The 16,536-nt window shown below is 36.5% G+C and carries 13 protein-coding genes; 11 read left to right on the top strand and 2 right to left on the bottom strand.

Features of this window, described 5'->3' with window-relative positions; genetic code table 11:
• The first annotated feature begins 31 nt into the window (after positions 1-31).
• The gene (locus CIL03_RS03370) at positions 32-3,673 is read left to right on the top strand and encodes a dynamin family protein (protein ID WP_094883793.1); all 3,642 of its coding nucleotides are present in this window, start codon (positions 32-34) and stop codon (positions 3,671-3,673) included.
• Positions 3,670-4,533, top strand: a complete 864-nt coding sequence (locus CIL03_RS03365; RefSeq protein WP_094883792.1) for a 5'-3' exonuclease — start codon at positions 3,670-3,672, stop codon at positions 4,531-4,533. Before CIL03_RS03370 ends, CIL03_RS03365 begins: the two co-directional genes overlap by 4 nt.
• Positions 4,534-4,796: 263 nt before the next feature.
• Here CIL03_RS03365 and CIL03_RS03360 read toward each other — a convergent pair whose 3' ends face one another.
• The gene (locus tag CIL03_RS03360; RefSeq protein WP_094883791.1) at positions 4,797-5,645 is read right to left on the bottom strand and encodes a COX15/CtaA family protein; all 849 of its coding nucleotides are present in this window, start codon (positions 5,643-5,645) and stop codon (positions 4,797-4,799) included.
• Between the two features lie 132 nt (positions 5,646-5,777).
• Between CIL03_RS03360 and CIL03_RS03355 the strand changes: the two genes are divergently transcribed.
• From CIL03_RS03355 to CIL03_RS03335, 5 genes are all read left to right on the top strand, one after another.
• On the top strand, positions 5,778-6,623 hold the full coding sequence (locus tag CIL03_RS03355; RefSeq protein ID WP_165767885.1) for a gamma-glutamylcyclotransferase family protein: 846 nt from the start codon (positions 5,778-5,780) through the stop codon (positions 6,621-6,623).
• Between the two features lie 162 nt (positions 6,624-6,785).
• Positions 6,786-8,120, top strand: a complete 1,335-nt coding sequence (locus CIL03_RS03350) for a D-serine ammonia-lyase (protein WP_094883789.1) — start codon at positions 6,786-6,788, stop codon at positions 8,118-8,120.
• A gap of 98 nt (positions 8,121-8,218) precedes the next feature.
• Positions 8,219-8,635 (top strand): PH domain-containing protein, encoded by a 417-nt coding sequence (locus CIL03_RS03345; RefSeq protein WP_094883788.1) that lies wholly within the window; start codon positions 8,219-8,221, stop codon positions 8,633-8,635.
• Between the two features lie 28 nt (positions 8,636-8,663).
• Positions 8,664-9,587, top strand: a complete 924-nt coding sequence (gene cysK / locus CIL03_RS03340) for a cysteine synthase A (RefSeq protein ID WP_094883787.1) — start codon at positions 8,664-8,666, stop codon at positions 9,585-9,587.
• Between the two features lie 89 nt (positions 9,588-9,676).
• Positions 9,677-10,339: a CPBP family intramembrane glutamic endopeptidase gene (locus CIL03_RS03335; protein WP_094883786.1), complete on the top strand. Its 663-nt coding sequence runs from the start codon at positions 9,677-9,679 to the stop codon at positions 10,337-10,339.
• A gap of 78 nt (positions 10,340-10,417) precedes the next feature.
• On the opposite strand, the gene CIL03_RS19730 is transcribed toward CIL03_RS03335, so the two are convergent.
• On the bottom strand, positions 10,418-10,573 hold the full coding sequence (locus tag CIL03_RS19730; protein ID WP_165767884.1) for a hypothetical protein: 156 nt from the start codon (positions 10,571-10,573) through the stop codon (positions 10,418-10,420).
• A gap of 176 nt (positions 10,574-10,749) precedes the next feature.
• Between CIL03_RS19730 and CIL03_RS03330 the strand changes: the two genes are divergently transcribed.
• Genes CIL03_RS03330 through CIL03_RS03315 form a run of 4 tightly spaced genes read left to right on the top strand, consistent with a single transcriptional unit; the run spans position 10,750 to position 16,530 of the window.
• A complete protein-coding gene (locus tag CIL03_RS03330) occupies positions 10,750-13,185 on the top strand; it encodes a DUF7408 domain-containing protein (protein ID WP_094883785.1) in 2,436 nt (811 codons plus the stop codon).
• Positions 13,182-14,117, top strand: coding sequence for an ABC transporter ATP-binding protein (locus tag CIL03_RS03325; RefSeq protein ID WP_094883784.1), 936 nt, complete (start codon positions 13,182-13,184; stop codon positions 14,115-14,117). Before CIL03_RS03330 ends, CIL03_RS03325 begins: the two co-directional genes overlap by 4 nt.
• Positions 14,114-14,968 (top strand): ABC transporter permease, encoded by an 855-nt coding sequence (locus CIL03_RS03320; protein WP_094883783.1) that lies wholly within the window; start codon positions 14,114-14,116, stop codon positions 14,966-14,968. The genes CIL03_RS03325 and CIL03_RS03320 overlap by 4 nt, the downstream gene beginning before the upstream one ends.
• Positions 14,969-14,970: 2 nt before the next feature.
• Positions 14,971-16,530 carry a hypothetical protein gene (locus tag CIL03_RS03315; protein ID WP_094883782.1) on the top strand — a complete coding sequence of 520 codons (1,560 nt, stop codon included), beginning with the start codon at positions 14,971-14,973 and terminating at the stop codon, positions 16,528-16,530.
• The last annotated feature ends 6 nt before the right edge of the window (positions 16,531-16,536 follow it).

Genomic DNA, 16,536 nt, shown 5'->3' with positions numbered 1-16,536 from the left:
TAGAATCGTAATTTAGAAAGGAATTAACATCGTGGTTGGATTAGATATTATACAGTCAACAATCAGTTTATCGTCACTAGCAGCTTCTCATAAATTAATGCTTGATAATGGTGATGAAAAAAATGCAAAAAAAATAAGAGAGCTATATGAAAAACTGGATAAAAATGAATTGATGATCAGTTTTGCTGGTCACTTTTCTGCTGGAAAATCATCGATGATCAATGCGCTTACAGGTAAAGAAATATTGCCAAAAAGTCCGATTCCTACAAGTTCAAATATCGTTAAGATCAGTTCCGGTGAAGGTGCAGCACGTGTATTTTTTTATCATGACAATCCTGTTGAATACAAAGAACCCTATGATTTAGACATGATTAAGGATTATTCAATGGATAAAGATACGATTAAGAGACTCGAGATAAGCACCTCAGAGCCAATTATTCCAAAAGGATGTTCGTTAGTGGATACACCTGGAATTGATGCGGCAGATGATGCTGACCGGCTTATGACAGAGGCATCACTTCATTTAGTTGACGTACTTTTTTATGTTATGGATTATAATCACGTACAATCAGAGGTTAACCTGCAATTTTTAAAGGCTTTGCAGGAAAAATCAATTCCTTTTTATGTGATTATCAATCAAATCGATAAGCATGATGAAGCAGAATTAACGTTTAAAAACTTTACTGACAGTATTAAACAAACGTTTGATCAATGGAAAATAAAACCAGAACATATTTATTATTCTTCTTTAATGGATCCCGCTGCTGTACACAACCAATTTGGAATGATAAAGGAAAAACTTTTTTCGATTATGGGTGGAGAAAAGGAATCGTTTCAAAATACAGAACAATCATTTATGCAGATTATTAAAGAACATAAACGGTTTCTTAATAGGCAATATGAAGAAAAATTGACAGAATATGGTTCTCTGGAAGCTGAAGAAGGCAATGAATCCAGTAAAATAGAAGTATTGGAAACAGAACTGATGGACCTTGAAAATATGTCTTCCAAATTTGAAAATGAATTTCAAAGCGAACTTAATAATACGTTAAAAAATGCCTATTTGATGCCTTCAAATCTGAGAGAACGCGCGGCTGATTTCCTCCAATCACAGCAAAGTGACTTTAAAGCCGGTCTTTTTTCTTCTAAAAAAAAGACCGAAGAAGAGAGGAATACTAGATTATTAGCATTTCTTACACCACTTCAAGAGAATTTAGAAACGGTATTGCAGTGGAAGCTTCGGGATAAATTTACAAGATTGCTAAAGGACTATAACCTGTCTAAACCTGAGCTTCAGAACCAAATTAATGAATTATCAGTTGTTTATACAGGCGAAGATCTGATAAGACTTATAAAACCGGGAGCAAAAGTTACCGGAGATTATGTTTTGAACTATACAAATGACGTGAGTGCAGATATAAAAAATAAATTTAAGAAACAGGCACGCCGATTGTCGATGAATATTCAACATGTAATTACAGAAGAAAATGAAAATCAGATAAATCTAATCAGGGAAAAGCTAAATCAACAGAATAAACATTCAGACCTTATGAAGGAAAGGGATACTCTAAAATCTATACTAGCTGAAAAAAGCAGGCAGGCCGATGAACTTACTTACTCTCCTGTTCCGGAAGAATCAGCATGGGACTTATTGCAAAATGCGATAGAGGCTGACCGTAAACCTTTGACACTGGGTATTGAGCCAGTGAAAATAAAAAAGGAAAAATTAAAGAGCAAGAAGGAAATTAAAAGGCATACTAATGAAAAAAATATTACAGATCCCGTTTCACATGTTCTTGAAAGCTTGAATAAAACAATTCGGACAATTGAAAGCTTTCCCGGATTTGAAGCGATTATTGATGATTTGAAAGGAAAGCATGATCGGCTGAAAAATCGTTCACATACAATAGCGCTTTTTGGCGCATTTAGTGCAGGGAAATCCTCTTTTGCCAATGCACTGCTGGGAGAAAGTGTGCTCCCGGTATCACCAAACCCAACAACTGCTGCTGTTAACCGCATAGCACCGGTAAACGGAAAGTACACACACGGAACGGTTGTAGTCACACTAAAAGGTCATGAAACGCTGAAAAAAGATTTAGATTTGATCACAAAGTATTTCTCAAAAAAAACGACTGATTTTGAAGGCTTATTGAAGTGGATAAAAGAAAATAAAATTTATCAAGATGATGGACTGAATAAAATGTATCAGGCCTATTTACAGGCAATGATCACAGGATATCAGGAAAATAAAGATTATATCGGAAGTACTCGTACAATACGCCTTGACGAGTTTGCATGCTATGTTACAGATGAAACGAAAGCCTGCTATATCGAGTCTATTGATCTGTATTATGATTGTTCTCTGACTAGACAAGGTATTACACTGGTAGATACGCCAGGAGCAGATTCGGTAAATGCACGCCATACAAATGTCGCATTTGATTATATCAAGCATGCCGATGCCATTCTTTATGTGACCTATTACAATCATGCTCTTTCACGGGCGGATAAAGACTTTCTCACACAATTAGGGCGTGTCAAGGAATCCTTTGAATTAGATAAAATGTTTTTCATTGTAAATGCTGCAGATCTTGCAAAAGATGATAAAGAGCTTCAGCTTGTTACGGAATACGTTCAAGAACAATTACTGCAGCTTGGAGTCCGATTTCCTAAATTGTATCCCGTATCCAGCAAACTATCTTTGGCAAATAAGCGAGAAGATCAAAAACTGAATAAAAATATGCAGCTTTTTGAGGATCACTTTTACGATTTCATCCATAATGAGCTGGCAGCGTTGACTGTAAAATCGGCATTATGGGATATAGGCCGCGCTTCTAAGATGATGGGTCAATATATTAAGTCAATGAATCTTGATGAAGAAGAAAAAGAAAACTATCGGATTGATTTATTAAATAAAAGAGTCATAATTGAAGAGAAAATAGATAAGCTACCTGTAAACATGTATGAAGAGCAAATAAAACAAAAAATAGAAAAACAATTATTTTATGTGCTTGAAAGATTGTCTATCAGATTTCATGATCTGTTTAAGGAAGCTTTTAATCCGACAACAATTACCGAATCAGGCAGAAGGGCACAATCCCAGCTGCTGAATTGCCTGGGAAATCTGTTAGATGAGACGGGGTTTGACCTTCATCAGGAACTGCAGGCAGTTTCCTTGCGAATAGAATCATTTATTAAATCTCAAGGAAACGAAGCATATGAATCCTTAAGGAAAGACGCAATGAAGGCTGATGAGTCCTTTATCATGAAGGATTTTTCTTTTGATGAATTCGAGACTCCTTCTTATACAGAAGCGTTCCGTTCGATTGACACAAAACAATTCGAAAAAGTGCTTGCTACTTTTAAAGGAACGAAGGCATTTTTTGAGAAAAACGAAAAAGAAATAATGAAGGATAATCTTTACAGTGAATTAAAACCATTGGCAAAACAATATATTGAAAAAAATAAATCTATCATGTCTGATTCATATCTGGAGCAGTGGAGTATATTAAGGAACGAACTTAAATCATCTGCTATTCATAGTCTGGAAACGCATGTGAATAATGCTTTGAAAATGATATCTTCCTCTGTGGATATGGCAATCCTAAAGGAAAATTACACAGTACTTGAAGATATTTTAAAAACTCATAAAATGGAGGAGGCAAGTTTATGAAAAAAAATCAGGTATTATTAGTTGATGGAATGGCATTATTATTTCGAGGTTTCTTTGCAACTGCTTTTCGAGGAAACTTTATGAAGACAAGCAAAGGAATACCAACAAACGGTGTCTATCAGTTCATGCGCTATTTTCTCGATGCAGTGAGTAAATTTGAACCAACTCACGTTATATGCTGCTGGGATATGGGAAGCAAGACGTTCCGAACAGAACTTTACCCGCAATATAAAGCGAACAGAGACGCGCCGCCAGAAGAACTTATTCCACAATTTGATCTGATTAAAGAGGTAGTTGAATCGTTTAATATGCCGAATATCGGACTTGAAAATTTTGAAGCTGATGATTGTATAGGCACATTGGCCAAAGTGTATGCTGAGGATAATGATGTAATTATACTTACTGGTGATCAGGACATCCTGCAGCTTGTAGATGAAAATATTGAAGTGGCCATTATGCGAAAAGGCCAGGGCAATTATGAAGTTTTTAGCAGGGATAATTTCTATGAGAAGAAAGGAATTTCACCCGGACAAATAATCGACCTGAAGGGATTAATGGGTGATACCTCCGATAATTATCCTGGAGTTAAGGGAATTGGAGAAAAAACTGCCCTGAAACTTATTCGTGAATATGGAACAATTGATGAAATGCTTAATAACTTAGAGCAGCTTCCTAAAGGAGTTCAAACGAAAATTAAGGCCAATATGGATATGCTCCATCTATCCAGAAACCTTGCTGAAATCAAATGTGATGTTCCGGTCAGCTGTCAATTGGACCATGCTTTATGGCAGTATGAAAAGGAAAAAATCGAATCAAAATTCAATGAACTTGAATTTAAAAACCTCGCTAAATTACTTTAGATTTTAAGCTTCTATAACAAAATAGTTTTTAAAGCTCCTGCATAAATTCATGCAGGAGCTTTTTTTTGCGTATAATTCCGCTGGTTCATACACTTTAATAGCAAATTCGATATATACCCCATATAGGTAAATACACATACCCCGTGATTCAATTCGAATACCCTATATAGGTATAACGGGAAATGCGGGGGGGTATAGTTTTGGTTAAATAATATCAGTAAAAAAACAGAACTCATCGGTTATTACAATGAGTTCTGCTAAGGTTATTTTCCTATTGTTATTCTGGCTTCTGCTAAGATTGCAAACAATAACGCTGCTGCAGCTAAATGCAATACGGCAAATGATAACGATATAAACGAAACGATTGTCATGATTCCTATAATCAATTGCGTAAATACGACTAGAAGTGCAAGGATCATACGTGATTTTAAAGCTATGTAATTAATTGAAAATGCTTTATATGCAATAAACAATATATAAAGGGAAGAAATTAATGCTAACAACCGATGAATAAACTGCAATAATTCAGGTAGTGATCCTGGAAGCATTGTATTCCCGCAATCTAGCCAGCCACACGCCAATCCATAATGCTGGTGTTTAATAAATGCACCGATTCCAATTGTTATAAATAAAAGTGTAATTAATATATTTAAATGTTTTTTCAGTGCAATACCATGATTATGTTTAAAAGATGCGGATGGATCTTTATATCGCCAAAACCAAATCAGCATCGCTAAGAAGATCATTGCAATGAGCAGATGCAGGGTAATAATAGATGATGGCAAATGATAAAATACTACGATAGCACCCATGATTAACTGCAATGTCAGTAAACTGAGCATCCAATTGGCTACTTTATTTGCTAATTGATTATTTTCTTTTCGTACTTTCGCAAATAAAATAATGGTCAGAATAAATAGTACCGCCCCGATTACACGGTGACCAAATTCAATTAATGTATCACCACTTAATTCCGGAATTACTTCTCCATTACACAGCGGCCATTCCGGGCCACAGCCCATACCTGATTCGGATGAGGCTACATACCCGCCAAAAACGATTAAAAAATATGTTAAAATTACGGTAGCAAAAGCTAATCTTTCTTTAGACATTAAAACATCCCCCTTGTGAACTAAATGAACAAACAATCATAGTGTAGCAAAGTATTTAAATCTTCTTAGTGCTTTGCATCACTTTGACAACATGTTTTCGGCTTAATATTTTTATGAATGGAGGGAAGTTTATTGCGAACTATTTTTGTATATGGAACGTTACGAAAAAATGAAAAGAATCATCATTATTTAAAGGATGCTGTCTGTTTATTCGAAGAGTCGTGGATTTATGGAAGATTGTTTGATACACGAAATGGATACCCGGTTATGAAAGAGAGTGAAAAAGATAAAATTTATGGAGAAGTTTACAGCGTAACAGAAGAACAATTAGGATTAATCAATGAGCTGGAAGGCTACAGTGAAAATGGCAGTAATAATTTATATGAACGAAAAATGGTAACTGCGTTTACAGATAGTGGCAGTAATCTGGAAGCATTAACTTACATAACAGACAGGTCTCTAGCAGACTCTATTGATGCTATTCCACTTGGAGACTGGAAAGTTTATCAGTATTTAAAAAATGAGAGCTTATATTATTTTGCATATGGCTCATGTATGGACGATGAACGCTTTAGAATTGCAAATGCAGAAGGTTATTTCTCAATAAAAGCAGGAAGAGGGGTTCTGAAAAATCACGGTTTTCGATTTTCCAGAAGTTCTTCGGATGGCGGAAAAGCAGATATTATAGAATCAGCTGGGGAAGTCGTTGAAGGACTAGTGTATAAGATTCCTTTAGAGGCTTTAGATTATCTATATAAACGTGAAGGAGTTTATGTAAATGCTTATCGTCCAGCAATTGTTCAGGTTGAATTAAATAAGGGTGAGAGGGTTGAAGCAATCACGTTTATTGGGATTGAGAAGTCAGAGGAAACTCCACCAACTGAACTGTACGCTACAGAAATCATCCGTGGTGCTAAGGGGATCTTAAGTGAATCATTTATAAAAAGAATCAGGCAGCGTTTAGAATCGTTAAGTTAAGCATTTAGTTTTGCTTCACGTCAAAATGGCAACTGGGAACATTTGAAAAAATAACACATTCTAAGTACACCTAAGCAAAATGATAACGTAATATGATTCAGCTTTTAATTGGGATTAAGTTTTCTGGAATGCTACAATAGAAAGAAAAGCAGGTGATAATATATGGTTTTTTCAGAGAATGAAATCAGAATATATAAACAAGATTATCCATTATTGGAAGGAATTTTGAATTTAAAGCCAACTATTTGGTTAAATGATAGTCTTAAAAAAAGTCAACAAATCCCAAAATTACCTATAACAAAACAGAATATGATTGAAGCGGAAAAGTTATGGACTCGTTTTGCACCTTTTTTGAAAAAAGCTTTTCCGGAATTGGAACTTACAGATGGATTGATTGAATCTCCTTTGACTCAAATTCCAAACATGAAGAATGCATTGGAAGACAATTATTCAGCAGAAATTAATGGAAATCTTTTTTTGAAATGTGACAGTGAATTACCGGTTGCCGGTTCGATAAAAGCAAGGGGTGGTTTTTATGAGATTCTTCACTATGCGGAAAACTTGGCAATTGGAGCAGGATTAATTAAACCAGATGAAAATTATGAAGCTTTTCTTTCTGAATCATTCAGACGATTTTTCCAGCAGTATTCCATAGGAGTAGGATCTACTGGGAATTTAGGATTAAGTATTGGTATTATGAGTGCAAAGCTTGGTTTTAATGTTTCGGTCTATATGTCTGCTGATGCTAAACAGTGGAAGAAAGACCTACTGCGGGAAAAAGGAGTTACAGTACATGAATTTACCGGGGATTTCAGTGTAGCCATTAAAGCTGGAAGACAACAAACCTTAGATGATCCAAATGGATATTTCGTTGATGATGAAAGCTCGAAGCATTTATTTTTGGGGTATAGTGTAGCTGCATTCAGGCTGAAAAAACAATTAGAGGAAAACAACATAAAAGTTGATGCAGACCACCCACTATTTGTTTATCTGCCTTGTGGTGTTGGCGGAGCACCTGGTGGAATTACCTTTGGATTAAAGCAGGTATTTGGTGATCATGTGCATTGCTTTTTTGTCGAGCCAACACATTCACCGTCAGTTTTAATTGGATTACTGACAGGAGAAATGAATAATGTCAGTGTTCAGGATTTTGGAATTGATAATCATACGGAGGCTGATGGGTTAGCAGTCGGCAGGCCATCCAGCTTTGCTACATCTATCAGTAAGCATCTCGTCAGTGGGATTTATACCATAGAGGATCATGAATTATATAAACTGCTAATAATGCTCGCTGATCAGGAGAATATTTACCTGGAACCATCAGCAACCGCGGGTCTGATAGGTCCCCAAACTATTAGTGAAACGAACTATCTGGAACACTCTAATGCTGAAAATGCAACGCATATTTCATGGGCAACTGGTGGAGCGTTGGTACCTGAAGCTGATATGCAACAGTTTTATGCTAAAGGGAAAAACATCTTGGAAAAGGCTGAATAAAAAGTGAAAAAACCTGCATTAAATAGGTGCAGGTTTTTGAAAAATTAATTGCTGTTAATATAGAATTTACTGTGGTTTAAGAGCAGGAGGATGCAAGCATGTATTTCCCTTCAAAGAGAGATTTATGGATTACTTTGGTTTTATGGAGTGTAGCATTAACAGGGACTGCCATTCCACTTATAAATGGTGAGTTGATGACAGCAGTCTTTATTCTGCCACTATCAGCACTGTTATTATGGTTCTGGTTCAGCACAGGTTACAAGATTGAGAATGATATTATTAAAATACGATATGGTCCAATTAGATTGAAGGTACCGGTAAAAAATATACAAATCATTAAAAAGAAGAAAAATCCTTTCACTGCGCCAGCTTTGTCTACAGATAAGATAGAATTGGTTTCTGGCAGGTTTGATGCTATTTCCATATCTCCTGAAAATCAAGCGGAATTTTTAAAGAAGATACTCGAAATTAATGAGGATATAACGCTTGATAGCCGTCTTAAAATCGGGGAATAAATTTTAAAGAGGGGATTGTACCAAATTTATGAAAGCAGCAGAAAATATTACCGAATTAATTGGAAATACACCAATAGTAAAATTAAATAATGTTGTACCAGACGATGCGGCGGATATTTTTGTGAAGCTGGAATCTATGAATCCAACTAAAAGCGTCAAAGATCGTGCTGCTTATAATATGATAAAAGAAGCAGAGAGACAAGGATTAATTAAACCAGGGGATACAATCATCGAACCCACAAGCGGGAATACTGGTATAGGCCTTGCGATGAATGCTGCGGCTAAGGGTTATCAGGCAATTCTTGTGATGCCTGATAACAGCACACAGGAAAGAAGAAATCTTTTGAAAGCCTTTGGAGCAAAAGTTGTTTTAACACCGAGTGTCGAAAAAATGCCAGGTGCAATAAAAAAGGCTGTTGAGATTCAAAAAAATATTCCTGGCAGTTTTATTCCACAACAATTTGAAAACCAGGCGAATCCCGAGATTCATCGAACCACGACTGCCATCGAAATTATCGAACAGATGAATGGAAATCTTGATGCATTTGTTTGTACTGCAGGAACAGGTGGTACTGTAACTGGGACCGGAGAAGTATTAAAAGATAAAATACCAGGACTGACTATTACGGTAGCAGAACCAAATGGATCACCGGTATTGTCAGGAGGAAAGCCTGGTAAACATAAGCTCGTTGGTACAAGCCCAGGATTTGTACCAGAAATACTGAATACAGCTATTTATGATGAGATTATTCAAATACATGATGAAGATGCTGTTGAGATGTTTAGGAAAATTGCCAGGCGAGAGGGTCTGTTTATTGGATTGTCAGGTGCAGCCGCAGTATATGCGGCAATTCTTGTTGCAAAAAAGCTGGGAAAAGGAAAAAGAGTATTATGTATTGCTCCTGATACAGGAGAGCGCTATTTGAGTATGAATTTATTTGAAGAGGAATAGAGAATTAAAAGAGATCCATTTTTGTAAAAAAGGTGGATCTCTTTTGTGTTATTATGAAATAAAGTTTGAGAGATTGCCAGGTGAGCAGAATGAGATCCAAATTTCAATTTATAATAATCAGTACACTGATAGCATGTGCAATATTAGCTTTTATCGAACATGGTTTAGAGATTAATTATGTGATTAAAACAGCTGCTAAAATCTGTTTATTTTTCATAACGATTTGGATCTATATTAAAATATTTAAGGATTTTCGTTTTAGAGATGTGCTGCTCATTCACAAAATGGAAAAGAAAGATTGGATACGTTTAGCAGTTTTAGGTTTGAGTTCAGCTGGCATCGTGCTTATTGCTTATTTAGCTCTGCAGCCATTCTTTGATGCAGCAGTAATAAAAGAGGACTTAACCAATAGATTGGGCATTAATGCCACAGGATTTGTGTTCGTTGGTTTATATATATCTTTAGGTAATTCATTTTTGGAAGAATACTTTTTTAGAGGGTTTATATTTTACAATTTGCCTAAGAAATTAGGTTATATCTATAGTCCTGTCCTATTTGCTTCCTATCATATACCAATGATCATGCTCTGGTTCAGTCCAGTACTAATTTTAGTATGTTTTATTGGTCTGTGGATAATAGGATTGGTATTTCATATGGTAAATGAAAAAAATAAAACAATCTGGTCTTCATGGATTATACATATATTTGCAGACATTATGATTATCGCAATCGGTTTGACAATCTTTTTTTAATAGTCCAAGAGCTTTTATGATCGAATACCTGGTGATTCAAATTGTAATCACCAGGTATTTTAATATTAGCAACAAGTTTTAGGCTGCATCCTTTTTATCATCCGTTTTACTTTTGCTTATATACTCTCGTCGGGTATCCCAGAAGTAAACGCGAGGAAGTTTCCAGTATATCCAATATTCCTGTGCCAATGAAGTGCCAACAAAAAAAATCATTTGCCAATCGATATGTCTCATAGTTGTCTCTCCCCTCATTATAAGATATGTATTATTAGATATACTTGTATTAGAATGGAAATCGATTATTTTTCATATTTTGTGCACCTGTATATTTATAAAATGATTTATGCTATATTGTTCTTATATTTAGAAAATTAGAGAAAAATAAATTTTAAGTTAAATAGGGGGAGAACATGAAATTATCTAGTAAAGTGTTTGCTTTCATACTTCTTATTTTTGCCATCATAATTCCACAACAGGTTGCAGCAGATGAAAAAATAGATATTTCGTTTCAATATGGAATAGATGGAAAAGTTCAAATGGGTAAAGGATTTCCATTGGAAATCACACTAACAAATCAAGGAACGGATATTACTGGAGATCTTGTTATATTTGCTAACCCAAATTACCGTACACAGGGAAATATTGTTGTTCCTGTAGAGCTTCCACAAGGGGAAGAAAAAACTGTTAGAGTATCAGTACCGGGGCATGGTGATAATTTCTATCATAATCAACAGTCAAACAAGGATTCTTTCATTCGCTTTTATAAAGGCGGATGGGAAGAGGGAGATGAAGTTAAACTATCATCAGACAAAACGTTCAGGCCTGGCTATTTTCCGGAAAATCGTCTGGTTTTGGGTGCCTTAAGTGATTCACCTGATTCATTAAATTATCTGAAGCTGACAAAATATAATGCAGAATCAGTTGAGTTCATTTCACTGGAAGAAACCGACCTGCCAGAAGATTCAACAGGTTTTGAGATGTTTGATGTTCTGTTGATAAATGATTATAATTTATCAACTATTTCTTTGGAGAAACAAAAAGCCCTGAAAAACTGGGTTCGCTCAGGTGGCCATTTAATGTTTGGAAGCACACCCGGTTTAACACAGCAGCTTGGAGAGCTGGGAGATCTGTCTCTTTTACATATTAATGACCAGACATCATTCGATGAACTAAATATTTTTTCCAAAAACGAAAATGAAAATAAACCTTCCTTCAGTAATGTTGAAATAATGACTGGTGACATAGATGATAAGGCGAAGGTTTATTATTCGGATCATTCGCTGCCAATGGTAATGAATAAAAGCTTTGGAATTGGAGAGGTTACTCAATTTGCATTTAATGTAGGAAGCCAAACTTTATCATCATGGGATTCATATCCATTATTCTGGAGGGATGTACTGCAAAAAACGGTTGATACAGATATCCATGGCCAGCAGCGATATATGATGGAGGAATTATCCTTTCAGCTTGGAAATATTGTAAATGCATTTCCATCTTCATTTTTGCCTTTGACTGCATTAATTGTTTTATTCATTGTTTATTTAATACTTCTAATTCCGGGATTATATTTCCTTTTGAAAAAGCTTGATAAGCGTGAAAGCTCATGGTGGATTATCCCAAGTGTTGCCATCATTACTTCGGTGGCTATTTTCCTGGTCGGTGCCAAGGACCGAATTGCTGGTTCCCAAACGAGTGATGTCAGTATTCTCTCGATTGATGATACAGGAACAGCTAGTGGATATGGAGCTGTTTCCGTCCTGACAAATAGCGGAGGGGATTATGCATTAAATGTAAGTCCGGGTGGGTTTAATCCGTTTCCATTGAATAATGACAGCAGCTATAATGAGCTGAATCTGAATAATGCCATGATTGAAAAAGGACAGGAACAGACTAAATTAACATTTAATGATGTAGAATATTGGTCCATACGTTCTGCTGCAGGTGATATTCCTTCCATTGATACCGGTAAGCTGAGCACTGAATTGAAGATTGAAAATCAGCAGCTTATTGGTACGATAAACAGTTCGCTTTCGGTTGACCTGGAAGAAGCATTTTTATTAACAGGAACAAAAGCATATTCACTCGGTGAAATAAAAGCAGGATCAACTGTTGAAGTTTCTGCAGAATTAAATAAATCAGATACATTGATTAGTGCACCAAGGCAAAATATTGCCTCTTCCATATTTCCCGGAGTTTCTAATTCTGTATACGGGCAGGGTGGACCGGATAGCAAAGAAAGCTTGGATGATTGGAAAAAACAAGAGCTGTTAAATATGATGATGTCATATGAAATTCATCAGAAAAATTTAAACCAGCCATTATTAGCCGGCTTTTCAACAGATTCCATGATAGCTATTGAAATGGATAAAAAGCAATCAAATTCTGCTTCACTGACATTGATTACACAGGCTGTTGAAATTAATCCTTCACTTGAAGGTGATTTCACACTGACTGATAAAAACCTGCAGACAGATATATCTATTTTAGAAGGTGCAAATGCAAATATTTTCCATAATGGCATGCAGCAAGGGGAAAACTTTGTTGCCGTCGAAGCAGGAAAATATAAGCTAACCTATCAGTTACCAGATCAGATGGAGATGGATAAAGTATCTGTTAATAAACTTCAGGTTAAGCTTTCACAGGGGAATGCTGCCTTTTCAATTTTTAATACTGAAAAGGAAGAATTTATGCCACTTGAGGACAGCACCATTACTTTTGAAGAAAATACAAATGAATTTTTATCTGCAGATGGCTCCATTGTCCTGAGTTTTGAAAAAAGTGATGGTATGGGCAATCCTGAGGTTCGGATTCCGGCTATCAGCCTGGAAGGGGAGTATAAGAAATGATTGAGACAATTAATTTAACTAAAAGATATGGCTCTTTTACAGCATTGAATGATCTGAATCTCAAAATTGAAAAAGGGACGGTTTTTGGATTTGTAGGACATAATGGTGCTGGCAAATCAACAACCTTTTCGATACTGGCAACATTGCTTGCCCCAACCTCAGGAGCGGCATTTGTTAATGGTTATAATGTTTCAACAGAGGCAAAGGAAGTCCGGAATCATATTGGCTATATGCCGGATTTCTTTGGTGTATATGACCAATTTAAAACAGTTGAGTATCTTGACTTTTATGGAGCGAGTTATGGGATCAGTCCAGCTGAAAGACAGATTCTGATACCACAGTTATTGGAGCTGGTAAATCTCTCTAATAAAAGTGATGTCTATGTCGATTTGCTATCAAGGGGCATGAAGCAGCGGCTTTGTCTCGCGCGATCTCTCATCCATGACCCGGAGGTGCTTATATTGGATGAACCAGCATCGGGCCTGGACCCGCGCGCACGGATTGAAATGAGAGAAATATTAAAAGAACTGAAAAACATGGGGAAAACAATTCTAATTTCGTCACATATTCTCCCGGAACTTGCTGAAATGTGTGATGAAATAGGTGTAATTACCAATGGTGAATTAGTAGCCTCTGGGTCTGTTGCTGACATCCAGGAGCAGCTGCAGGCAAATAAGATTATCAATGTAAAGCTGGCATCGGATTTGGAAAAAGCTGTTTTATTTTTTGAAGATCATCACAGGGTTTCGACAGTTACGAAAAACCCAAACCGTGATATGCTGTCATTTGCTTTTACTGGTAATGATGAGGAACAAATAGCATTACTGAAGAAAGCACTGGATCACGGACTTGCAATACTAAGCTTCAGTCAGGAAGAATCGAATTTAGAAGATGTATTTTTGGAAATCACGAAAGGGGTGGATTTCGCATGAAGTCACTATGGATCAATCCTGTGTTAAATAAAGAAATCAAGCTCCGTTTTCGTTCCTTTAAAAGTTTCTTAGGTGTATTCTTCTACCTATTTGCCCTAGGGGGAATTGCAATCGGTTTTATTCTTATAAATACAGTTTTCTCTTATTCTTCAACTGCGATATTTCGTCCGGAACAAAGCAGAACGATGTTTATGGTTTTATCATTTGTACAGATGGCATTGGTCCTTTTCATGACACCCGGTTTAACTTCGGGGGTTATTAGTGGAGAAAGGGAGCGGCAAACGCTAAATATTTTACTGACAACCCCGCAAACATCAACAAGCATCATTTTGAGCAAGCTTTTCTCATCTATTGCCTACTTATTATTGATGATGGTAGCATCACTGCCGCTCTATAGTATTGTCTTTCTTTTTGGTGGCGTTTCTCCGAGCTTGCTCTTCCAGATATTTGGATTATATTTCGTAACAATGCTTACGATTGGCAGTATTGGAGTCTTTTTTTCAACAGTTATTAGAAAGACTATTGTTGCCACCATCATTACGTATGGAATCACCTTGTTTTTTACAGTAGGCACAGCCTTTTTAACAATAATCAGTATGCAGTTTTCCGCCTTTCAAAATGTAAATCAAACATCGGTTTTTCCATATATTACATCCGTGTTCAATCCATTCATCATTTTATTAAATTCATTTGAAGAAGGGCTATCAAATGAAATCAATAATGCTTCGGGGATTGCGTTCCCGTTGACTGCAGCTTTCATCATCGCATTTTTACTGATCAGTTTTGTTTGTCTGTTTATTAGTATTAAAAAACTCCGACCGAACATGAAAGAGAAAAAAGGAGAAGCTTAAAGATGAACGAAGTCAAACAATTTTGGAAATTGCTGGCGATAGTCAAACGAAAGCTTTTTATCGAACATTTTAGCCGCTATTTCCATGCAGGTCTATTTCTGATAGCACTTGTAACAGCAGTTACTGCTGCAATTATGCGAACAGTTCCAGTAATTTATGTGGGCCAGTTTATTTTAATAATTGCAGGCAGTATCATGCTTCTTACAATAATTGCAGGTATTTTTAAAAGACCTGATCAAACAGCTGCAGCAGCACTATTTGACAGCTATGCAGCTGAAGACAGGGTTAAAACAGCATTGACCTACCTTAAGGATGAATCTGTTTTTAGTCAGCTTCAAAGGCGGGATGCCTTATTGCATATGAAAAAGTCTTTACCTGCTATTGAAAAAAGAAAGCTCAAGCTGTTTCACTGGAAAAAACTGCTTATTATTATTTTCCTATTCTTACTAGCAGGTTTATCAATGACTTTTCCAAATGATGTCATGGAAACTGCAAAGCAGCAGGAAAAAGATGAAGAAATAGCAAAGAAGACAAAAAAAGAAATCGGGAAATTAGCTGATGAAGACAAAGAAAACAAGCAGCTGGAGGAATTGAAAGAAGAAACAAAGGATATGGACAAAAGTAAAGAACTGCTGGAAAAGCTTCTGGAAAAAGAAGCGGGTCTGGAAAAGGTAAAGAAACAGGCCTCGGACAATGAAAAGCGATTAAAGAGTCTTACAGAGGATTTGAATGATTTTAATGAACTAAAAGATGCACTAAATCAGGCTGACTCTGAAAAAATGAAACAAGCGCTGGAACAGCTGAATGAAAAACTGCCAAAGCTGTCTGAACAACAGCAAAAGGCTTTGGAACAGCTGATAGCTGATGCAACAGGGAAGAAGGTAAGTAATATCTCTGAAATGACTGAGGAACAAATCGAGGAACTGATGACATCTTTAGAGGAACAGCTTGATAACCTGATCAAAAATGCCGAATCACTAAACAATTTAGCTATATCCCAGGAACAGCTGCAGAAGCTTGCCAATTCGTTGAATCAAAATATGTCAAATGCAGGTTTATCAAATTCGAATCAGCTATCATTTGCCTCTCAAAACCAGAGTAACCAGAATAGCGCTTCGCAGGATCAAAATGGCCAACCGTCGGACGGCAGTAACAGGAATTCAAGTGGACAGGGTCAAAATGGTAATGGACAAGGGTCTGGAAGTGGTAGTGGATCCGGAACTGGTTCAGGCACTGGAAGCGGAAATGGTGGCTCGGGGAGTGGAATGGGATCAGGTACAGGAGCGGGCTTTGGCCAAGGATCACGTGAATTAACGATACCTGAGAAAATAGATGGAGAAGAATCTGTAGAAAATGATTTTGGGCAACTTGGTGAAGGAAATGGTGAGCAGCAGTTAGCACCAGAGTCTCCTGTGCTAAAAGGAACACTTAGATCCTACGAAGAAGTTTATGGAAATTATGAGCGCACATATCGTGAAAGTGTAGACAGAATGGATTTACCTGCTTATTTGGAAGATGCAGTCAAAGGTTATTTTAGTGATTTAAATCCGAAAGGGGAATAAGGATTT

This window comes from Virgibacillus indicus (genome assembly GCF_002266285.1).
Classification (GTDB): domain Bacteria; phylum Bacillota; class Bacilli; order Bacillales; family Amphibacillaceae; genus Virgibacillus_K; species Virgibacillus_K indicus.
The sequence above is the reverse complement of the archived record's forward strand: the minus strand, read 5'-3'. Positions and strand labels throughout refer to the sequence as shown.